This window comes from Comamonas sp. FUJ_7 (assembly GCF_057369555.1).
In genome coordinates this window covers 712,224-732,294 of sequence record NZ_JBXXZI010000001.1, presented here as the reverse complement: position 1 = coordinate 732,294, position 20,071 = coordinate 712,224, and the positions used below count along the sequence as shown (strand labels likewise).

General features: G+C 60.2%; 17 protein-coding genes. 7 read left to right on the top strand and 10 right to left on the bottom strand.

Annotated features, from left to right (window positions below):
* Positions 1 to 687 precede the first annotated feature (687 nt).
* Positions 688 to 3,888 carry an autotransporter outer membrane beta-barrel domain-containing protein gene (locus tag AC2I9W_RS03305; RefSeq protein WP_486408708.1) on the top strand — a complete coding sequence of 1,067 codons (3,201 nt, stop codon included), beginning with the start codon at positions 688 to 690 and terminating at the stop codon, positions 3,886 to 3,888.
* A gap of 77 nt (positions 3,889 to 3,965) precedes the next feature.
* Here AC2I9W_RS03305 and AC2I9W_RS03300 read toward each other — a convergent pair whose 3' ends face one another.
* From AC2I9W_RS03300 to AC2I9W_RS03285, 4 genes are all read right to left on the bottom strand, one after another.
* Complete coding sequence (locus AC2I9W_RS03300; protein ID WP_486408602.1) at positions 3,966 to 4,898, bottom strand: thiamine phosphate synthase; 933 nt, start codon at positions 4,896 to 4,898, stop codon at positions 3,966 to 3,968.
* A 3-nt stretch (positions 4,899 to 4,901) separates the two neighbouring features.
* A complete protein-coding gene (locus tag AC2I9W_RS03295) occupies positions 4,902 to 5,714 on the bottom strand; it encodes a thiazole synthase (RefSeq protein WP_486408601.1) in 813 nt (270 codons plus the stop codon).
* 133 nt (positions 5,715 to 5,847) lie between these two features.
* On the bottom strand, positions 5,848 to 6,045 hold the full coding sequence (gene thiS / locus AC2I9W_RS03290) for a sulfur carrier protein ThiS (RefSeq protein ID WP_486408600.1): 198 nt from the start codon (positions 6,043 to 6,045) through the stop codon (positions 5,848 to 5,850).
* Positions 6,046 to 6,143: 98 nt separating this feature from the next.
* On the bottom strand, positions 6,144 to 7,238 hold the full coding sequence (locus AC2I9W_RS03285) for an FAD-dependent oxidoreductase (protein ID WP_486408599.1): 1,095 nt from the start codon (positions 7,236 to 7,238) through the stop codon (positions 6,144 to 6,146).
* A 274-nt stretch (positions 7,239 to 7,512) separates the two neighbouring features.
* Here AC2I9W_RS03285 and thiD point away from each other — a divergent pair, with 274 nt between their 5' ends.
* On the top strand, positions 7,513 to 8,385 hold the full coding sequence (gene thiD / locus AC2I9W_RS03280) for a bifunctional hydroxymethylpyrimidine kinase/phosphomethylpyrimidine kinase (protein WP_486408598.1): 873 nt from the start codon (positions 7,513 to 7,515) through the stop codon (positions 8,383 to 8,385).
* A 68-nt stretch (positions 8,386 to 8,453) separates the two neighbouring features.
* Here thiD and AC2I9W_RS03275 read toward each other — a convergent pair whose 3' ends face one another.
* Positions 8,454 to 8,954 (bottom strand): SH3 domain-containing protein, encoded by a 501-nt coding sequence (locus tag AC2I9W_RS03275; protein WP_486408597.1) that lies wholly within the window; start codon positions 8,952 to 8,954, stop codon positions 8,454 to 8,456.
* A gap of 126 nt (positions 8,955 to 9,080) precedes the next feature.
* Here AC2I9W_RS03275 and AC2I9W_RS03270 point away from each other — a divergent pair, with 126 nt between their 5' ends.
* Entirely contained in the window at positions 9,081 to 9,863 is a 783-nt protein-coding gene (locus AC2I9W_RS03270; protein WP_486408596.1) for an ankyrin repeat domain-containing protein, read from the top strand.
* Positions 9,864 to 10,072: 209 nt separating this feature from the next.
* Here the strand turns inward: AC2I9W_RS03270 and AC2I9W_RS03265 are convergent, their stop codons facing one another.
* The 5 genes from AC2I9W_RS03265 to AC2I9W_RS03245 form a co-directional block, all read right to left on the bottom strand.
* Positions 10,073 to 10,858, bottom strand: a complete 786-nt coding sequence (locus AC2I9W_RS03265) for a peptidylprolyl isomerase (protein ID WP_486408707.1) — start codon at positions 10,856 to 10,858, stop codon at positions 10,073 to 10,075.
* 93 nt (positions 10,859 to 10,951) lie between these two features.
* The gene (locus tag AC2I9W_RS03260; protein ID WP_486408595.1) at positions 10,952 to 11,218 is read right to left on the bottom strand and encodes a BolA family protein; all 267 of its coding nucleotides are present in this window, start codon (positions 11,216 to 11,218) and stop codon (positions 10,952 to 10,954) included.
* On the bottom strand, positions 11,215 to 11,784 hold the full coding sequence (locus AC2I9W_RS03255) for a septation protein A (protein ID WP_486408594.1): 570 nt from the start codon (positions 11,782 to 11,784) through the stop codon (positions 11,215 to 11,217). Before AC2I9W_RS03255 ends, AC2I9W_RS03260 begins: the two co-directional genes overlap by 4 nt.
* Before the next feature lie 219 nt (positions 11,785 to 12,003).
* The gene (gene msrB, locus AC2I9W_RS03250; protein WP_486408593.1) at positions 12,004 to 12,420 is read right to left on the bottom strand and encodes a peptide-methionine (R)-S-oxide reductase MsrB; all 417 of its coding nucleotides are present in this window, start codon (positions 12,418 to 12,420) and stop codon (positions 12,004 to 12,006) included.
* Entirely contained in the window at positions 12,417 to 13,940 is a 1,524-nt protein-coding gene (locus tag AC2I9W_RS03245) for a protein adenylyltransferase SelO (RefSeq protein ID WP_486408592.1), read from the bottom strand. Before AC2I9W_RS03245 ends, msrB begins: the two co-directional genes overlap by 4 nt.
* A 221-nt stretch (positions 13,941 to 14,161) precedes the next feature.
* On the opposite strand from AC2I9W_RS03245, the gene AC2I9W_RS03240 reads away from it, so the two are divergent.
* From AC2I9W_RS03240 to AC2I9W_RS03225, 4 genes are all read left to right on the top strand, one after another.
* Positions 14,162 to 15,802 (top strand): 3-(methylthio)propionyl-CoA ligase, encoded by a 1,641-nt coding sequence (locus AC2I9W_RS03240; protein ID WP_486408706.1) that lies wholly within the window; start codon positions 14,162 to 14,164, stop codon positions 15,800 to 15,802.
* Positions 15,803 to 16,136: 334 nt separating this feature from the next.
* Positions 16,137 to 17,150: a DUF4123 domain-containing protein gene (locus tag AC2I9W_RS03235; RefSeq protein ID WP_486408591.1), complete on the top strand. Its 1,014-nt coding sequence runs from the start codon at positions 16,137 to 16,139 to the stop codon at positions 17,148 to 17,150.
* Positions 17,151 to 17,346: 196 nt separating this feature from the next.
* Positions 17,347 to 18,582, top strand: a complete 1,236-nt coding sequence (locus tag AC2I9W_RS03230) for a branched-chain amino acid ABC transporter substrate-binding protein (protein ID WP_486408590.1) — start codon at positions 17,347 to 17,349, stop codon at positions 18,580 to 18,582.
* Between the two features lie 253 nt (positions 18,583 to 18,835).
* The gene (locus AC2I9W_RS03225; protein WP_486408589.1) at positions 18,836 to 20,071 is read left to right on the top strand and encodes a branched-chain amino acid ABC transporter substrate-binding protein; all 1,236 of its coding nucleotides are present in this window, start codon (positions 18,836 to 18,838) and stop codon (positions 20,069 to 20,071) included.

Sequence of the window (20,071 nt, the reverse complement as noted above, 5' to 3'; positions counted from 1 at the left end):
TTTACGCTGCAGCACAACGCCGGTGCGATCAGCGGCGGTACGGGCGGCAGCGGTTCGGGTGAATTGGGCGCAGGCCTGGGCGGCGCCGGTGTGGGCGCGCTGGGCGGGGCCACGGTGGTGACAGGGGCCAGCATTGCCGGCGGCCTGGACGGTGCTGGTAGGGTGCGCGCGCTGGCGGTGGACTTTGCGGGCGGCGGCAATACCCTGGAGCTGCACCATGGCTATAGCTTCATCGGCGATGTGCTCAGCGATGGCAGCGCAGCCGGCGACACGCTGGCGCTGGGCGGCAGCACCCACAGCAGTTTCAACCTGGGCCAACTGGTGGCGTCGGGCGTCAGCCGCGACGGCTCTGCCAACGGCAGCGCCACCCAGTACCAGGGCTTTACCCGCTACGCCAAAACTGGAAGCAGCACCTGGACGCTGACCGGCACGCAGGGCGCTGCCGGCAACTGGGCCATCAATACCGGAACGCTGGCGCTGAGCGGTACGGGGGCCTTGGCGAGTGCCAGCAAGGTGCATATCGCGAGCGGTGCTACTTTCGACATCAGTGCCACCAACGGCAATCGCAGCATCGGCGCGTTGAGCGGTGTGGCCGGCAGCAACGTCGTGTTGGGTGGGCGTTCGTTGACCTTCGGCGATGCCGACAACGCGATCTTTGGCGGCATCCTTAGTGGTAACGGTGGCGTGATGAAGCAGGGTAGTGGCACCCAGACCCTCACCGGCTTCAACACCTACAGCGGCGGCACGACGGTGACGGGTGGCACACTGGTGGCAGGCGCCAATGGCGCACTGGGTACTGGCGCAGTGACAGTCGACAACGCGGCAAATGCTGCAGCCACGCTGCAGGTCAACAGCGGTGTGAGTCTTTCCGGGAACACTGCAACTGCTGTCACGCTGAGTAATGGCGGCAAGCTGGTGAATTCCGGCACAATCAAGAGCACTACTGCAGAGGCGGTCACCTCCCGCACTGGCGCTGGCGTGGTGGAGAACCGGGCCGGCGGCACGATTACGGGTGGTTTTGGTCAGCTCGCAGTGGGGTTGCATCAGGGAGGCAGTGTTAGTAACACCGGGGTTGGTGCGACCATCACTGGGGGGGCGTTTCACGGTACCGGTGTCGCGATTGAAGGTGCCCCGGGCGAGGTTTACAACAGCGCTGGTGCCAAGATCACCGGAACAGGCTTAGGCGCTGGCGTGCAGTTGCTGGCAGGTGGCACGGTTCACAATGACGGCGCAGGCAGCGAAATCAAGGGCAACTTGATTGCCGTGCAGATCAATGGTGGTGCTGCAGGTGCCCCTAACCGCATTGAGAACCTTAATGGGGCTGTGATCAAGGCGACTGGGTCCACGGGCATCGGCGTATCTATGGATGCTGGCGGTAGCATTGTTAACGGCGCAGGCTCCACGATTGAGGGCACCACTGACATGAATTTGGGCGTTGGCTCCATTGTGAGCAATGGCTCCACTACCTTGAGTAACGCAGGCAGCTTGATCGGAAGCGTGAATCTGAAAGACCAAGATTCGCCGACCTCCCTGCTATATACGCACCAGGTAGTTCTGCAGGCCGGGGGCCGCATCAGCGGCCATCTGTCCATGGGCAGCAATACGGCGTCCACCTTGACACTGGATGGCGCAGCCATCACCCCGGGCAGCAGCCAGTTGTATTCGGCAGCCGTTACAGGGGACACCACATTTGCAGGCCAGCTGATCAAGCAAGGTACGGGAAGCTGGACGCTGGACAGGAGCCTCGCCGCTGAGAGCGCCACCATCAAAGCGGGCACGCTGGCCTTGAGCGGTGCCGGCAGCCTGAGCGCTGCCAAACCCATCAGCCTCACGGCCAGCGGTGCGACTTTCGACATCAGTGCCGCCAACGGAAGCCGCACTGTCGCAGCGCTCAACGGCGTATCGGGCAGCCAGATCCATCTGGGTGCCAACACTCTGACGTTCGGCAATGGCAGTGCGCAGAACGTTGCCAGCGACGTTCACGGCAGTGGTGGGCTGACGATTCAGGGTGGTGGCACGATCACGCTCAGCGGTAACAACGACTACAGCGGTGGCACGCGCCTGATGGCAGGGCGGCTGGACTTGGGCAGCAACACTGCGGTTGGCACCGGTACGCTTGATCTTGCTGACGGAACCACGCTGGGCTTTGCAGCCAGCAACCTGAGCATTGCCAACAGCATCCTTATGAGCGGCGTCGGTGACCCGATCTACGACACGGGCAGCAATAACGCAATGCTGAGCGGCAACATCAGCGGCGCGGGTGAGTTCAGCAAGGAAGGTTCGGGCACGCTGACGCTGTCGGGGGTGAACGATTACACCGGAGCGACCTTGGTGAATGCCGGCACCTTGAAAGCGGGGGCGCCCAATACCTTCAGCAGCGCATCAGCCCATAGCGTGGCTGCGGGTGCTGTGCTGGATTTGGCGGGCTACAGCCAGACTCTGAGCCGCCTGAGCAACAGTGGCATCGTCAACCTCAGCAGCCATGGCGGCGGCACGCCAGGAGCTGTGCTCAAGCTGACAGGCCCGTATGTGGGCAGCAACGGCACATTGGGTATCTCAACTGTGCTGGCGGCAGACGGCAGTGCTAGCGACAAGCTGCTGCTGAGCGGCGCTGCTGCCGTGGCCAGCGGATCAACCTTGATTGAGGTCACCAATGCCGGTGGTCTGGGAGCACAAACGACGGGCAACCGCATTGAAGTCATTGCGACAGAAAACGGCGCCAGCCTGCAGCCGGGCAGCTTTACGCTGGCGGGTGGTCATGTCGATGCCGGTGCGTATGAATACCGCTTGTTCCAGACGACGCAGGGCGCGGCGCTGCAGTCCACTAACACTCAACCAACGCCAACGCCAACGCCAACGCCAACGCCAACGCCAACGCCAACGCCAACGCCAGAACCGGCCCCCGTGGCTTACCGCAGCGAAGTGCCGCTGGTCTCGGCCTTGCCATCACAGTTGCGTCAGGCAGATGCCGCCATGCTGGGTGATCTGCGCAAGCGCATGGGTGATGACAATGTGACGGGCACCGCTGGCAGTGCCGACACCGGGTTTGGCCGCCGTGCCTGGGGCCGTATCTTGCGCACCGACCCCACCATGACCCAGCAAGGTACGGTGAGCCCGCAAAGCAGTGGTCATCTGACGGGCTTTCAGGCGGGTCTGGATCTGTTGGCCAGCCAAAGCTTCAAGGGCGGCTTCTATGTGGGGCAGTTGCAGGGTGATATGAGCGTCGCCGGGTTTGCGGGTGGCATCAACAACAAGGCCGTGGGCTTCAACAGCCTGACCAGCCGCTATCTGGGCCTGTACGGCACCTGGCAAAACGCCAGCGGCCTGTATGCCGACGCGGTGCTACAGGGGGCTGACTATCGCAGCAACCTGCACACTTCGGAAAACACCGGAGCAGGTGCATCCAGCGTGACCAAGGGCACAGGCGTGCTGGCATCGCTGGAGCTGGGTCAAGCTTTTGCGTTGGGTAGCTACTGGCAGATTGAGCCGCAGGCGCAGATCAGCTATCGCAGCATCAATCTACAGGACAGCTCGATGAGCCTGGCCAAGGTCAGGAACAAGGCCGATAGCGACTGGACGCTGCGTCTGGGTGCCCGCATCAAGGGCAGCTTTGCGACCAGCGTGGGCCAGCTTCAGCCCTATGGCCGTATCCATGTCTACAAGGCCAGTCGCACCAATGATGTGGCCAGCTTCATTACCCCGGCCGCCATCACGCAGATCAGCGCCAAGGGTGGCTATACCGCGACGGAGCTGGCTGCGGGCGCTAGCCTGCAACTGAACCAGAGCACCAGCATTTACGGTGAGCTGGGCAAGCTATGGGCCAATGGTGGCGACAGCCGGGTCAAGAGCGGTGTGCAGGCTTCGGTGGGCGTGAGGGTGCAGTGGTGATTTGCCTCTAATTAATGCATGAAAAAGGCCCGCAGCGCTTATGTGCTGCGGGCCTTTAGCTATGAACTTAGGATTTTTTAACCCAAGCTTTTCATCAGGTCATGTGCCGCTGCTTCAGGATCTGCGGCGTTAACCAGCGCACGCACAACCGCGATCGAGCCCACGCCCGTGGCGCGCACGACAGGGAACAGATCGGCGGAGATGCCGCCGATGGCGACCAGCGGATATTGCTGCATCAGTCGCACATAGGCGGCCAAGCGCGCCAGGCCCTGCGGGGCTGTGGGCATGCGCTTAAGCGTGGTGGGAAAGACGGCGCCCAGCGCGATATAGCTGGGCTGCACGGCGTGGGCACGCACCATTTCGGCATAGCCGTGGGTGGAGACGCCAAAGCGCGTGCCCGAGGTGCGAATGGTTTCCAAATCGCGCGGCGCAATGATGTCCAGGTCTTCTTGGCCCACATGGATGCCATAGGCGCCTGCGTCCAGCGCGGCTTGCCAGTGGTCGTTGATGAACAACCGGGCATTGGTGCCTTTGACGGCTTCTACGGCGGCTTTGACCTCGGCGGCCACGGCTACTTTGTCGTCGGACTTGAAGCGCAGTTGCACCGTAGGCACGCCAGCGCGGGCCATGCGGCCCACCCATTCGGCCGTGGGCAGCACGCCATACAGACCTAGCTCGCGCGGGCAGCGGGCAAAAGCCAGTGCAGGGTCTGCATTTCCCAGGCCAAAGTCGCGTGGATCATCGGGCCAGTGCGTCGCATCGAACTGATTGGTGCGCTCGCTCTGGCGCTGCCAGGCCTGGGCCAGAGTCTCGGCATCGACGGCGATGAAGCCCAGCTGGCTGCAGGCTTCGAGAGCGGCCAGATAGGCGGGCTCATCACGCAGCGCAGGTGGCATGGGCTGAGGCGTCAGCTCGACCGAGTTGGCATCATGGTGCAGGCGCGCACCGAAGTTGGCTTCATGCTGATGAACAATGGCCTGCGCCAGCGCAGAAATTTCGGCGGTATTCATGGCTTACTCCTGATGCCAGAAGGGCGTTCCCAGCACCGGGGTGCTGGGCTGGGCGGCGGTCTGCTCGGCCATGGCACCAGCACGGTAGGCTGCGTGACCGGCGTTGACGGCGTCGGAGAACGCCCCCGCCATGACCACAGGGTCTTCGGACAATGCGACGGCGGTGTTCAGCAGCACGGCGTCATAACCCCATTCCATCACCGTGCAGGCGTGCGAGGGGCGGCCCAGTCCGGCATCGACGATCAGTGGCACGTTCAGGCGTTCGCGCAGCATTTGCATGGCGTAGGCATTGACGGGGCCACGGCCCGTGCCAATGGGTGCAGCCCAGGGCATGACGGCCTGGCAGCCCACATCCACGAGCTTTTGGCACAACACCAGATCGTAGGTGGTGTAAGGCAGTACCTGAAAGCCGTCCTTGATGAGGATGGAAGCGGCTTCGACCAGATTCAGCGTATCGGGCTGCAGTGTGTAGTCGTCGCCGATCAGCTCCAGCTTGATCCAGGGCGTGTCGAACACCTCGCGTGCCATCTGGGCGGTGGTTACGGCTTCCTGAATCGTCATGCAGCCTGCGGTGTTGGGCAGCACGGGCACGTTCAGCTTGCGTAGCAACTCCCAGAAACTGGCGCCGTTCTCGGCGGCTGCCGTCGCATTGCTGCCCTGGCGGCGCAAAGATGCAGTGACCATGGCGGGCTTGGAGCGCTCGACAGCAGCTTCCAGAATGGCTGGCGAGGGGTAGCGCGAGGTGCCCAGCAGCAGGCGGCTTTCAAAGCGCTGGCCGTACAGAACCAGGGAGTCGTCGTTAGTTTTGGTATTCATGATTTGTCTTTATCTCTTGATTTTGTACTGCAACAAGCCTCAAGCAGGCATGCGCCAAGTCAGTGGCACCGAGCAAGAGTCGCCTTGCCGCGTCCCATAGGGGAAGGCTTGAAGCGACTCAGGGGATTCATTTCTAGCCGCCGGTGACGGGGGAGATGACTTCCATCTTGTCGCCTTCGTTCAGCGCATGGGCAGCATATTGGCTTCTGGGCACGAACACGGTGTTGACCGCCACGGCAAATGGAGGCTTGGCCTGCATTTGCTCCAGTGCATCGGCTACGGTGGCAGGGGCTTGCAGGTCGGTGGCTTGCTGGTTGATGAGAATCTTCATGGCATCAAAACAAAATGAGCAGGGCTAAGTGAAACTTTGGCGATGCGCTGCTTGTGCGCGAGGTAGGTGCTGAGGAACGAGTGGCCGCACCCCAGCAATCAGGGACGGTGTACCGCAACGTCAAACTCTCGCGCCAACGGGGAGTCATTGTGGTCCACCAGCTCCAGCACCACATCCAGCATGGCGGGGGAGATCATGAAGCCGTGGCGATACAGACCGTTGACCTCCATGACACGCGGGGCCAGCAGGCGCACGGCGGGCAGATTGTCAGGCAGCGTGGGGCGGCATTGTGTGGCGACTTCCACAATCCGGCCTTCGGCAAAGCCGGAGTGCACCGTATAAGCGGCGGACAGCAGCTCCAAGGTGGAGCGCACGCTGGCAGGCGACATATCGTCGGACTCGATCTCGGTCGCGCCGATCACAAACAGATGGTCTTCCTTAGGTGCGATGTAGATGGGGTAGCGTGGATGAATCAATCGCGTGGGGCGCTGCAGTGTGACTTCAGGTGCATGAATGCGCACCACCTCGCCACGGATGCCGCGCAGGTCTTTCCACTGCGTTCGGGCTCCCAGGCCGCGGCAGTCAAAGACGAAGTCGGGCTGTCCAGCTTCACCCGGGCGAAAGTCGCTCAGCTCGCGCGGACTCTCCCAGTGCAGTTTTACCCCCAGTGTCGTGAGTTGATCGACCAGAGCCGACAGCAACTGGCGGTTGTCCAGCTGACCTTCGCCGGGCAGATAGACGGCCTGGCTGAAGCGGCCTTGCAGCGCGGGCTCGCACTTCTGCAGCGCAGCGCCCGTCTTTTCTTCCATGGCAGGCAGGCTGGGGTTGATGCGGCGGTTTTTCTCCAGAAGGCCGAAAAAGCGGGCGGCATCGGCCTGGTCCTGGCGGTGCCAGAGGATCAGCGTGCCGTTTTGCTGCAGAAATACAGGCTGTGAGAGCTGGCCGATGATCTCAGGCCAGCGCTTCAAGGCATGCTGGCCCATGCGCACCACGCCGGGTTCGGTAATGGCGGATTCGGCCAGGGGGGCCAGCATGGCGGCGGCCACGCGGGCGGCGGCACCATCACCTTGCGGGCCATGAGCGTCATAAAGGTCGATGGAGTGACCGCGCTGGGCCAGAGCCAGCGACAGCAGGCGACCCATGAGGCCGCCACCGAGAATGGCAATCTTGGAAGAAGCTTTTAGCAATGACATGTGCAATTCGTTTTCCATCTTGCACAGGGCAAAGGCCCTGCACTGGACAAAACGCGGCATGCCACGCGGCTTGATGAAACTCCCCACGCCAGCATGATCTGGATCGGGTGCAGGGGGCCGCAACGCGTGTGGCGTCTTGATGGCCCCAGGGTGTTTCTCAGTCCACGCAGGCAGTTTGTCTGCAGGACACCCCTGTTTCGTCCGTGAACGCTCATTACAGCACAACCATCAGTACGGCGCAGCCCTGCGCGCACATGGAGGATAATTTTTCGCTATGACTGAGACTGCTTCCTCCTCCTCTTTTGCCGCAGCGAAAAAACGCTATGCGCGCGTTCTCTCCATTGCCGGCTCGGATAGCGGCGGTGGTGCCGGTATTCAGGCCGACCTCAAGACCTGTGCGGCGCTGGGCTGTTATGGCATGACTGCCATCACGGCCATCACGGTGCAGAACACTTTGGGCGTGACGGGAATTCACGGCATTCCACTGGATACGGTGCGCGGTCAGATCGATGCAGTGGTGAGTGACATCGGTGTTGATGCCGTCAAGATCGGCATGCTGGCCACGCCCGAGGTCGTGAGTGTGGTGGCCGATGCGATTCGTCGCCACCAGATCAAGAACGTGGTGCTGGACCCGGTGATGGTGGCCACCAGTGGCGACCGCCTGATTGTTCCCGAGACAGCCCAGGCACTGGTCAACGAGCTGTTTCCACTGGCGACGGTGATTACCCCCAATCTGGATGAAGCCGCTTTGCTGCTGGCACGAAGCATTGACGGCATTGCTGCGCTGGATGCTGCGGTGGCCGACTTGCTGGCCTTGAGGGCACCTGCCGTATTGCTCAAGGGTGGACACCTGAGCGGGGATCTGGTGATGGATGTGCTGGGCCAGCAAGGCCAAATTGCAGGCGACTATCTGCGCCTGCAGTCTCAGCGCATCGTCACCCATAACGGCCATGGAACGGGTTGCACTCTGTCCTCAGCGATTGCATCCTTCTTGGCGCAGGGGATGGGGCTGGAGGCCGCCGTGACCGAGGCGCGGCGCTATATTTTGGGCGCCATTGAAGCGGGAGCCGAGGTCTACACCGGCAAGGGTCATGGCCCGCTGAACCACGGCTATGCGCCACAGGCACAGCGAATCATGGCGGGCTGATTGAGGCCGCTGCATCGAAAAAAGGCCTGCAATGCAGGCCTTTTTGGGGTGAGCGCTTGAGTGCGGGCTTACCAGCCCCAGACCAGACTCTTGGCCACCCAGCCGCTTTGGCCGTTGCTGCGCTGCACCTGTGCCCAGTTGCCTTGTTTTTTGAGCGTCTGCATTACCTCATACTGCTCAAGCTTGCCGACGCGGCTGTTTTTTTGACTGGGGCCGGAGCGCAGGTTGGCGGTGCGGGCTGTCACCACCATGTGCGGGGAATTGCTGGTCAGCGGTGCATGCACCCAACCCAGGGTGGATTCGTAATCCTTCACGCGCAGCCATTGGCCTTTGCGCTGGGTCACTTGCAGGGGGTAGCCCTTGCTCAGCTCCCACAGGGTGGCTGAGCGGGTGGTGGGCTGCTCGCGCACATTCACGGTCTTGCCTTTAATGCTGACGAACTCCTGGGCCTGAGCGATGGCAGGTAGGGTGCTGGCGGCAAGGGCACCCAGGGCCATCAGGGCTGAGGTGGCGGTGGCTGCTGCGGTGGTACGGATCCAGTGGGCTGCGCGGCGTTGGTTGCAAAGCACGGGGCAGATTCTCCTTTTCTTCCAATATAAAACGGGCTCAATCCCTTGTCAGACTTGCGCAGCTAGCTATAGTTCCTGTAGAAAGCTGACAGGGGCTGAATACCAGCAGGCCCGTAAAGGAATGCTATGCATCGGTCATTGAGCTTTTTTGTCCGCAAACCATGGGCCACGGGACTGACGGCATGGGCGGCGGCTGCGCTGCTGGGGGCTTGCCAGAGCAGCCCCACACAAAGCACAGCACCGCTGAAGGCGCAAAAGTCGTCCGCAGCTGTGGTATCTGCCTCGGCTGCGGCAGTCTCGTCGGTGCCAGAGAAGGATTTGGCGTGGCAGTTGCAGGCGGCGGCCGAGCGTGGAGATGCCCTGGCGGTGCGTGAGTTGCTGATTCGCAATGCCCCGGTGGATGCGCAGGATGCTCAGGGAAATACCGCACTGCTGTTGGCAACGGCTGGCAACCATATCGAGGTGGCACGCTCGTTGCTGCTCCATGGAGCCAGCCCCAATATCAAAAACCACCAGCAGGACAGCGCTTATTTGCTGGCTGGTGCGCAGGGGCGGCTGGAGATTGTGCGCATGACCATCGCCTATGGTGCAGACCTCCAAAGCACGAACCGCTATGGCGGCACCGCCTTGATTCCTGCCTGTGAACGCGGCCATGTGGCGACGGCCATGGCACTGATGGCAGCAGGAGTGGACGTGAACCATGTCAACCGGCTGGGCTGGACTTGCCTGATGGAGGCCGTGGTGCTTAGCAAAGGCGGGCCGCCTCATCAGGCCATTATCAAAGCACTGATCGAGCGGGGAGCTGATCTGAACTTGCCTGACAACGATGGCGTCACGGCTCTTGCCCATGCGCGCCAGCGTGGGCAAAAGGCTGTGGTGCAGTTGCTGCAGGCCGCAGGAGCACGGTAATTTGAATCAAAATGGGCTGCAGCGCTTATGGAGTAAGTGCGGGCAGCTCTTCTTTTTGAAAGGCCAGCGACCATCAACGGCGTGTGATGAGGGCTACGGAAATTGGCTGTGGGTGGTGTGGTGGCCAGCATGAAGGCGAAAAAAAGCCCGCATGAAGCGGGCTTGGGTGATGGTCAGGCCAGTACTTTGGGTACTGACGTGAGAACATGTTACTGGATTTTTGCGTTTTTGCGCAGCTGATCCTGGAATTGCTGCAATTTTTGCTGCTGTAGCTGTTGAGTGATCTGAGGCTTGACATCCTCGAACTTAGGCAATTCAGCCTGGCGCTCGTCATCCATGCGGATGATATGCCAGCCAAACTGACTCTTGACGGGGGTTGCAGTCAGCTCGCCCTTCTTGAGCTTGATCAGGGCTTCGGTGAACTCGGGAACGTAGTTGTTGGGGTTGGCCCAGTCCAGATCGCCACCACGGGCACCCGATCCGGGGTCCTTGGATTCTTTCTTGGCGATGTCTTCGAATTTCTTGCCGGCCTTCACTTCGGCAATGATGGCCTTGGCGCGGTCTTCGGACGCCACCAGGATGTGGCTGGCCTTGTATTCCTTGCCGCCATTGGCTTCGACGAACTTGTCGTACTCGGCCTGGGCTTCGGCGTCGGTCACAGGGTTCTTGGCCTGATAGTCTTCAAACAGCGCGCGGATCAGCACGGTCTGGCGTGCCATCTCCATTTGCTGCTTGTAGGTGTCTGAGGCTGCCAGGCCGCGGCGGTTGGCTTCCTGCATGAAGACTTCGCGGGCGATGACTTCATCCTTGATCATCTTTTCCATCTCGGGCGCAACGGGCTGGCCGCTGGCTTCAATCTGGGCTTTCAGCGCGCTCACGCGGCTCATGGGAACGGCCTTGCCATTGACGATGGCCACGTTCTGGGCCGAAGCGGACAGGGCTGCAGCGCCCAGAACGGCGGCGGCCACGATACGGGCCAGTTGCTTTTGTTTCATGCTCATTCGAGTTGTGATTGAGAAAAGGAAGTGAAGTTCAATTCATACGCAACAGGCTCCCGTCAAGGAGCCTGTGTTCAGAACAGTGCGTTCTCAAAGTACTTCAATGGCGATGGCATGAACACCCTGGTCAATGAAGTCTTGCAGCGCATCATACACAAGGCGATGGCGTGCCACGCGGCTTTTGCCATCAAAGGCCGGGCAGGCGATGCGCACGCGAAAATGCGTGCCCACGCCGCTGTCGTTGGCGCCGACATGGCCGGCATGCTGGTAGCTTTCGTCGATGACATCGAGCTGGGTCGGGGCAAGGCGCTCGCGCAGGGCGGCGTCCATGGCCTGCGCGCTGATGGTGACGCTCATGGCTGTGTGTCCTTGGCTTCGGTCGTGTTAGATGCGCCGTCCTGGGGCAGGTAGCGGCTCATGTAGATGGCCTGGGCAATCACAAAGGCCACCATCAGCCCCATGCCTCCAAACAGCTTGAAGTTGACCCAGGTGTCGGTATCAAAGTTGTAGGCAATCCAGATGTTGAGTGCGCCCATGACGGCGAAGAAGGCGGTCCAGGCCCAGTTGAGCTTGAGCCAGATGGCATCGGGCAGTTGCAGCTGCGCGCCCATGACGGAGCGCAGCAGGTTTTTTTTGAACACCAGCTGGCTGATCAGCAGCGCACCGCCCATGAGCCAGTACAGCACAGTGGGTTTCCACTTGATGAAGTTGTCATCATGGGCCAGCAGCGTGGCACCGCCAAACAGCACGATGACGCCCAGGCTCATCCATTGCATGGGCTCGATCTTGCCGGTCTTGATGCGCAGATAGGCAATCTGCGCAATGGTGGCGACGATGGCCACGGCGGTGGCGGTGTAGATGCCCCAGACCTTGAAGGCCACAAAAAACAAAATGATGGGGAAGAAATCAATCAGCAGCTTCATGCGCGAAATAGTAGTCGTTCTGAGAATCAGACTGCGCCGCGTCGGCAAGGTTCCTGGCGCGGCGCGCAAAGGCGCATCATGCAACAAAGCAGCCGTGAGGCTGCTTGCAAAGCCTTGTGCGCAGGGCGGATTCAGCTATCAAAGCTGAGGCATTGACGGAGTTGCTGAAAAATCAGTCAAATAGGGCTGAAACTCTTGCTGGGAAAGCGTTGATAGCTCTTATTTTTGACTGTTGTCCTGGAAATCCAGCGAGGCCGAGTTCATGCAGTAGCGCAGGCCGGTATCGGTCGGGCCGTCGGGGAAGACATGGCCCAGGTGTGCGCCGCACTGGCTGCACACGGTTTCCACACGCACCATGCCGTGGCTGCGGTCTTCGATATTCGTAATCGATCCGGGCACGGCCTGATCAAAGCTGGGCCAGCCGCAGCCCGCATCAAACTTGGTGTGCGAGTCGAACAGCTTGTTGCCGCAGCAGACGCAGTGGTAGCTGCCATCGGCCCAGAACTGTTCGTACTTGCCGGTGTAGGGGCGCTCGGTGGCGGCGTGGCGCGTGACCTGGAAAGAGGCTGGTTCGGCCCCTTTTTCCTGCAGCAGGGCTTGCCATTCGGCATCGGATTTCTGGATGGGAAAGCTCATGATGAACAGCTGATTTCAATGGAGGAGGCCCAGTCGGGCGGGAAGCCGGCCCACTCTTGGTGGTCCGGGTGCGATTCATACGGGCTTTGCAGCACGGCTAGCATTTGCTGCACGGGAGCAAAGTCGCCGCCCTGGGCGGCGCGAATCACGGTCTCGCCTAGGTGGTTGCGCAGCACAAAGCGGGGATTGGATTTTTGCATCAAATCGGCCGCTTGTGCTTGATCCACTTGCGATAGTTGCTCTGAATAGATGAGCGCCCAGACATCAAAGCTGGCGCGGTCTAGGATGATGTCGCGCAGCGGCTCGAAGTCGGGCTTGGTGCTCGTGGATTGCGCCACGGCCTCTGTGAGGCGCGTGAAGAAGATGGTGTAGTCGACCTTGTTGTCGGCCAAGATCTGCAGCAGCGGGTTGACGAGTTGGGCAAAACGGCCTTCGCCGGGCGCTGTGCCCACTGCATCATCGGGCAGGCCCAGTTTGCACAGCATCTGCGTGGCATAGGCGGCGGGGAAGACGCTCTTGTACGACTCCAGCGCGGCAATCGTCAGCTCTTCATCGCCAATCAGCGGCAGCAGGGCCTGGCCCAGGCAGTACAGATTCCAGTAGGCGACCTGGGGCTGGCGGTTGAAGGCATAGCGTCCCTGGTTGTCGCTGTGGTTACAGATGTGGCCGGGGTCAAAGGCATCGAGAAACTGGAAGGGGCCGTAGTCAATCGTCAGGCCCAGAATGCTCATATTGTCGGTATTCATCACGCCGTGGCAAAAGCCTACGGCCTGCCACTGGGCCAGCAGCCGCGCCGTGCGCTCGCTCACGGCCTGCAAAAAGTTGGCGTAGGCATTGCCGCTCAGCGCCGTGGCCGTGCGGCACTCGGGGTAATGCTGGTCAATCACCAGATCGGCCAGCGCCTTGAGTTCGGTCTGCATGTCGCGCGCGGCGAAATGCTCGAAATGGCCAAAGCGTACAAAGCTCTCGGCCACGCGGGTCACGACGGCGGCGGTCTCCATGGTCTCGCGGGCAATGGGCAGGGGCGAGCCGGTCAGTGCCAGGGCGCGTGTGGTGGGAATGCCCAGGGCGGCCATGGCCTCGCTGCACAGAAACTCGCGAATCGAAGAGCGAAGCACGGCGCGGCCATCTCCCATGCGAGAGTAAGGCGTGCGGCCTGCGCCCTTGAGCTGGACTTCGAAGCTGTTCTTCGTCTCACCCAGCAAGATGGCGCGGCCGTCGCCCAGCTGACCGGCCCAGTGGCCGAACTGGTGTCCGCTGTAAACGCTGGCCAGAGGGCGCATGTCTTGCGGCACCAGATTGCCGGACAGTATTTGCAGGGCTTTGTCACTGGTCAGCCAGGCTGGGTTTAAGCCCATCCAGTGCGCGGTGCTGGCGCTGGTGGCTATCCAGTGCGGCTGGGGCACGGGTGTGGGTTGCAGATAGGTGAAAAATGCCGGGCCCAGGGCTTCAAAACGGCCGGGGCTGTGCCATTGCGGGGCAGTGGATTCGCTCATGTAGTCATTGTGCTTGAGGGGCATCAAGAGCAGGGTTTGCAGGGTTGTTGAAGCGGGGTGTGAAAAACCGACAGGGGCGCTTGGCAATGCCTAGGAATTTCCCTGATCGAGCTGAAGTTGTCCATAGAGAGGATGACGGCAAACGTCGTTGTACTTACGCATTGGTGACAGTCCCCGGATGACGGCGGGAGGACGCACGCTAGGATGCTTTCCGATCATCACAACGATATCCAGGAGACATGCCAATGTTGGGTCTGATGCAAAACCAGCCGCTGTTGATTTCTTCCCTGATCGAATTTGCCGCGCGCAACCATGCGGATGGAGAAATTGTCTCCCGGCGCGTGGAGGGTGATATTCACCGCTATACCTATAAGGACATGGCGGCGCGTGCGCGCCAGCTGGCCAATACGCTGGACGCCATGGGGCTGGCTCAAGGCGAGCGCGTGGCCAGCCTGGCCTGGAATGGCTATCGCCATATGGAGATGTACTTCGGTGTCAGCGGCTCGGGCCGGGTGCTGCACACCATCAACCCGCGTTTGCATCCTGAGCAGATTGCCTGGATCGTCAACCACGCCGAAGACAAGGTGCTGTGCTTTGAACTGAACTTTCTGCCGCTGATTCAGGCCGTGCACAGCAAGTGCCCCGACGTCAAGCAATGGGTGATGCTGTGCGATGCCGACAAAATGCCGGCCGACAGCGGCATTCCTGGTCTCATTAGCTATGAGAGCTGGATTGATGGTCAGTCGCAGGCATACGACTGGCCGCAGTTTGACGAAAACACCGCCTCCAGCATGTGCTACACCAGTGGCACTACAGGCAACCCCAAGGCGGCGCTTTACAGCCACCGCTCCAGCGTTTTGCACGCCTATGCGGCGGCCTTGCCCGATGTGATGTGTCTTTCGGCCCGCGACTCGGTCCTGCCCGTGGTACCCATGTTCCACGTCAATGCCTGGGGCCTGCCGTATTCGGCGGCGCTAACGGGCTGCAAGATGGTCTTTCCTGGCCCGGCTCTGGACGGGAAATCGGTCTATGAACTGATCGAGGCCGAGGGCGTGACTTTTGCCGCAGGCGTGCCCACCGTCTGGCAGATGCTGCTGGGCTATATGAAGCCAGCGGGTTTGCGCTTTACCAAACTCAACCGCACGGTGATTGGTGGTTCGGCCTGCCCGCCAGCCATGATTCGCGTTTTTCAGGAGGACTATGGCGTCGAAGTGCTGCACGCCTGGGGCATGACCGAGATGAGTCCGCTGGGTACGGCCTGCACGCTCAAGAACAAGCATTTGGCCCTCTCGAGTGATGAGCAGGTTCAGATTCGCCAGAAGCAGGGACGAGCCATCTTTGGTGTGGATATGAAGATCGTCAACGAATCCGGTGAGGAGCAAGCCTGGGATGGCAAGAGCTATGGCGATCTGCTGGTGCGAGGCCCCTGGATTATTGACAGCTACTACAAAGGCAGCGGCAGCCCGCTGGTCAAGGATGCGCAAGGTCGTGGCTGGTTCCCCACGGGAGATGTGGCGACGATCGATGCCGACGGCTATATGCAGATCACCGACCGCAGCAAGGACGTGATCAAGTCGGGCGGCGAGTGGATCAGCTCTATCGATATTGAGAACATTGCCATGGCCCATCCTGCCGTGGCCATGGCGGCCTGCATTGGCATGCCTCACCCCAAGTGGGACGAGCGCCCCATAGTGGCGGTGGTGGTAAAGCCTGGAATGGAGCTGGCGCGCGAGGAGTTGCTGGCGTTCTACGAAGGCAAGACGGCCAAGTGGCAGATTCCTGATGATGTGGTTTTTGTGCAGGCCATCCCCATCGGCGCTACGGGCAAAATGCTCAAGACCCGTTTGCGCGAGGAGCTCAAGGACTACCAGTTGCCCACGATCTGAGCCTAGCCCTTGCCAAACTAAAGCCATCACCATGCGATGATGGCTATTTTGTTTTTGCCCACAGGTTTTTCGTGCCTATGTCTCTTGCGGCCTCTTGTTGTGACTGTCAGCCCTTTTCTGAAGCAGATGAGTCTGCTTCCTGTGCTCTGCCACGGCGGCAGTTGCTGGCTATGGCGCTGATGGGCGGGCTCGGAGCCTGCGCACTGCCTGCAGTGGCTTGCGCGCCAGAGGCGGTACAGGAGGCTTCCAAGGTGACAGCCCCGCACGATGTCTGCATGGAATGTCTGGTGCGCCGTGCACAGCAGCGCTCTGCTTTTGTGAACAAGGAGCCAGCATGAGCAAGCCCTTGTCCTGGCAGGAGGTGAAGCCTGCGCGCAAGACCTGGCCCGAGCGTTGGTCTCAGCTCAAGCTGCAGGGCAAGCCGATGCAGCTGTATCTGCTGCTGGACGCGGCGCAGCAGCGCGACTTGTTGGGCCGGCTACCGCCAAGCGGTGCCGAGGCATTGTTTGCTTTCTCGCGCGGCAGCAAAGAGGGGCAGGTCAGCCCCTGGCTGGTGCATCTGGGGCGCAGCGGCCAGGCATTGAAAAATGTGCAGCAAGACTTTCTCAACGCTGTGCTGGATGTGGTGCAAGCCAGCCCTTGTGCCACCTTGCTGGCCAGCGAGTGCGGGATGCCGCTGCTGCTGGCTCACCTGCGCCGCGCCATGTCCCCCGAAATGCCAGCCCAGAACGACAGCTATCTGGCGTTCTGGGACCCCGCCATACTGGCAGCGCTGCTAGGGCAAAGCGATGTCGAGACTCAAAGTCGCATCGAACCGGTGCTCAGTCCCATGCAAAGCCGAGCCCTGTTGGGGCCGATAAGCCACTGGTGGTGCTGGAGCCGCTCGGGTCGCTTGCATGAATATGCAGTTGGCGACTTTGCCGAGCTGGCGGCCCCGATGCCACTGAGGTTCAGTGCCGTTCAGGTGGATGCCTTGGTGCAAGCGAGTGTTCCTGATCTGCTGATCTATTACGTGAACCTGAACCAGGTGCATCTGCGCGACAAGTTCGAGCCGCTGGCCATGCACTGGTTTGCGCGCCAGCAACTGGTGTATGCGCGCAGGCTAGGGCTGGCGGGGACGCGAGACTTGCTCAACTACCTGTGCGTGGCCTTGGCTTTGGGAGAGCGCTTTGACCGCTATCCCAGCCTGTCTCCCATACTGGCCAGGGTCAAGGCAGGCGAGCTGAGTTTTGACCAAGCCATGGATGAAATCGCTGACAAGGCCGAGTCTGAGAAGCAGGTGCGTGCGCCGCAGCTGATGACGAATGCCCAGGGATTGCCCCTGACGGAAAGTCAGCTGCCACTTTGATTGGTTTGCTAGTTTTTAAATAAAAAACGCCCCAAACCCTTATGTAGTAAGCGCAGATAGCTATTATTTTAAATTTTTTTACCCAAGGGGAAACCAGCGTCTCCAAGGTGATAAGCGCTAGGGCAAGCCCCAAGCTGTAAGCGCTGGCTTACGCCTTAGTCTGGGCGTCGCTCATAACCACCAACGGAGACGCTTTATGAAGTTTGCAATCAAGGCTTTGACAGCATCGGTGATCCTGGCATGTGCAGGAGGAGCCATGGCCCAGAAGGGCGAGACGGTGAAGGTGGCATGGATTGACCCCTTGTCCGGCCTGATGGCGGCGCTGGGCTCCAACCAGCTCAAGAGCCTGCAGTACGCGGCCGAAGAGATCAACAAGAGCAGTGCTTCGGGCGTGAAATTTGAAATCATCGGCATTGATAACAAGCTCAGCCCACAGGAAACCACGGCGGCGCTGCGTTCGGCCATGGACCAGGGCGTGCGCTATGTCTTCCAGGGCAATGGCTCGGGCCCGGCTCTGGCCATCATGGACGCTCTGGAAAAGCACAATGCGCGCAACAAGGGCAAGGAGGTCGTGTACCTGAACTATGCGGCGGTGGACCCAGACCTGACCAACAGCAAGTGCAGCTACTGGCATTTCCGTCTGGATGCCGATACTTCCATGAAGATGGAAGCGCTGACCACGTATATGAAAGACCTGCCTGAGGTCAAGAAGGTGTATCTGATCAACCAGAACTATGCGCACGGTCAGCAGGTGTCCAAGTACGCCAAGGACATGCTTAAGAAAAAGCGCCCCGATGTGGAAATCGTGGGCGATGACTTTTCGCCGCTGGCGCAGGTGCGTGACTTTGCTCCCTATGTGGCCAAGATCAAGCAGTCGGGAGCCGATACGGTGATTACCGGCAACTGGGGCTCGGACCTGGCACTGCTCATCAAGGCGGCAAATGATGCGGGCCTGAACAATGTCAAGTTCTACACCTATTACGGCATTGCCACTGGTGCGCCTACTGCCATGGGGGCAGCAGCTGCCGGCAAGGTTTATATGGTGGGTTATGGCCACCTGAACATGCCTGGCACCATGGAGAAAATCGTCAAGGGCTTCAAGGCCAAGGTCAATGACGATATGTACACCGGCACGGTGTACACGGGCCTGAACATGCTGGATCAGGCCTTTGCACGCGCCAAGACCACCGACCCGGTCAAGGTGGCTGCGACCATGGAAGGCATGAAATTCCAGAACTACAACGGTGAGGTCGAGATGCGCAAAAGCGATCACCAGTTGCAGCAGGGGCTGTACATCACGCGCTGGGAGAAGGCCGGAGGCAAGAACCCCATTGATTCAGAGAACACGGGCTACACCTTTGCACCCGTGAAATATTTCGAGCCCTATGTGGCCAGCACTCCCACCAGCTGCCAGATGAAGCGCCCATCCTGAGGAGTGGGGCAGGAGTGAAGTTGAAGGCGCCCTGGTGGCGCCTTTTCTCTGCCCTTTAACTGCTGTTTATCAGTCATTTGTCAGTTATTCGTCTGCAATTGTGAGCAGCTGTCGCGCAAGTGTCGTCAACCGCTGCGAATCGGCTCTGCAAGTCGCCTGCGTGATAGTTACTAAGGCTTTCCCCAGCGGGAAAAAGTCTACCGGCCGGTAGATTGGCGTCAGTCGCTATCAAAAACAATGAAAGGAGACAAGTATGAAATGGGTTATGCGTGCGGTGGCTGTCTCGGCTATGGCTGTGAGCGCTGGTGGTGCCTGGGCTCAGAAGGGTGAAACCGTCAAGATTGCCTGGATCGACCCCTTGTCGGGTTTGATGGCAGCGGTGGGAACGAACCAGCTCAAGACCTTTCAGCTGTTGGCCGAAGAGTTCAATCAGAAAAATGCATCGGGCGTGAAGTTCGAGGTGGTGGCGTTGGACAACAAGCTCAGCCCCCAGGAGACCACGGCAGCCTTGCGCTCGGCCATGGATCAGGGCGTGCGCTATGTGACCCAGGGCAATGGTTCCGGCCCGGCTCTGGCCATCATGGATGCGCTGGAAAAGCACAACAACCGCAACAAGGGCAAGGAGCTGCTGTATCTGAACTATGCGGCTGTGGACCCCGACCTCACCAACAGCAAATGCAGCTACTGGCATTTCCGCCTCGATGCAGATACCTCCATGAAGATGGAAGCATTGACCACCTTCATGAAGGATGACGCCGAGGTCAAGAAGGTCTACCTGATCAACCAGAACTACGGTCACGGCCAGCAGGTCTCCAAATATGCCAAGGACCTGCTCAAGAAAAAGCGCCCCGATGTGCAGATCGTGGGCGACGATTTCTCGCCACTGGCGCAGGTGCGCGACTTTGCACCCTATGTGGCCAAGATCAAGCAGTCAGGCGCTGACACCGTGATCACCGGCAACTGGGGCGCCGATCTGTCGCTGTTGCTCAAGGCCGCCAATGATGCCGGCCTGAACAACGTCAAGTTCTATACCTACTACGCCTTTGGTCCGGGGGCTCCCACAGCCATGGGCGCAGCCTCCGATGGCAAGGTCTATACCGTCACCTATGGTCACTACAACATGGGAGCACCGATTCAGGCCAGCATGGAGAGCTTCAAGAAGAAGTTCCATGACGATCTCACACAAAGCTCTATCTACCACGTGTTTGCCTTGCTGGATGCAGCCTTTGTGAAGACAGGCTCGACCGATCCAGTCAAGGTTGCCGCAGCGCTGGAGGGCATGAAGCTCAAAAGCTTCAACGGCGAGGTCGAGATGCGCAAGAGCGATCACCAGTTGCAACAGGGGCTGTATATCTCTAAGTGGCAAAAAGCCGGTGGAAAGTATCCGTATGACGCGGAGAACACAGGCTACACCTTTGCGCCTGTGAAGTATTACGAGCCCTATGTGGCCAGCACGCCCACCAGCTGCCAGATGAAGCGGCCTTCCTGA

Bases quoted from the DNA above. Each gene is read 5' to 3' on its own strand.
- AC2I9W_RS03305 (WP_486408708.1), top strand. From the start codon at position 688: ATGAAGCAGGGTAGTGGCACCCAGACCCTCACCGGCTTCAACACCTAC.
- AC2I9W_RS03300 (WP_486408602.1), bottom strand. From the start codon at position 4,898: ATGAATACCGCCGAAATTTCTGCGCTGGCGCAGGCCATTGTTCATCAG.
- AC2I9W_RS03295 (WP_486408601.1), bottom strand. From the start codon at position 5,714: ATGAATACCAAAACTAACGACGACTCCCTGGTTCTGTACGGCCAGCGC.
- thiS (WP_486408600.1), bottom strand. From the start codon at position 6,045: ATGAAGATTCTCATCAACCAGCAAGCCACCGACCTGCAAGCCCCTGCC.
- AC2I9W_RS03285 (WP_486408599.1), bottom strand. From the start codon at position 7,238: ATGTCATTGCTAAAAGCTTCTTCCAAGATTGCCATTCTCGGTGGCGGC.
- thiD (WP_486408598.1), top strand. From the start codon at position 7,513: ATGACTGAGACTGCTTCCTCCTCCTCTTTTGCCGCAGCGAAAAAACGC.
- AC2I9W_RS03270 (WP_486408596.1), top strand. From the start codon at position 9,081: ATGCATCGGTCATTGAGCTTTTTTGTCCGCAAACCATGGGCCACGGGA.
- AC2I9W_RS03265 (WP_486408707.1), bottom strand. From the start codon at position 10,858: ATGAAACAAAAGCAACTGGCCCGTATCGTGGCCGCCGCCGTTCTGGGC.
- AC2I9W_RS03260 (WP_486408595.1), bottom strand. From the start codon at position 11,218: ATGAGCGTCACCATCAGCGCGCAGGCCATGGACGCCGCCCTGCGCGAG.
- AC2I9W_RS03255 (WP_486408594.1), bottom strand. From the start codon at position 11,784: ATGAAGCTGCTGATTGATTTCTTCCCCATCATTTTGTTTTTTGTGGCC.
- msrB (WP_486408593.1), bottom strand. From the start codon at position 12,420: ATGAGCTTTCCCATCCAGAAATCCGATGCCGAATGGCAAGCCCTGCTG.
- AC2I9W_RS03245 (WP_486408592.1), bottom strand. From the start codon at position 13,940: ATGCCCCTCAAGCACAATGACTACATGAGCGAATCCACTGCCCCGCAA.
- AC2I9W_RS03240 (WP_486408706.1), top strand. From the start codon at position 14,162: ATGTTGGGTCTGATGCAAAACCAGCCGCTGTTGATTTCTTCCCTGATC.
- AC2I9W_RS03235 (WP_486408591.1), top strand. From the start codon at position 16,137: ATGAGCAAGCCCTTGTCCTGGCAGGAGGTGAAGCCTGCGCGCAAGACC.
- AC2I9W_RS03230 (WP_486408590.1), top strand. From the start codon at position 17,347: ATGAAGTTTGCAATCAAGGCTTTGACAGCATCGGTGATCCTGGCATGT.
- AC2I9W_RS03225 (WP_486408589.1), top strand. From the start codon at position 18,836: ATGAAATGGGTTATGCGTGCGGTGGCTGTCTCGGCTATGGCTGTGAGC.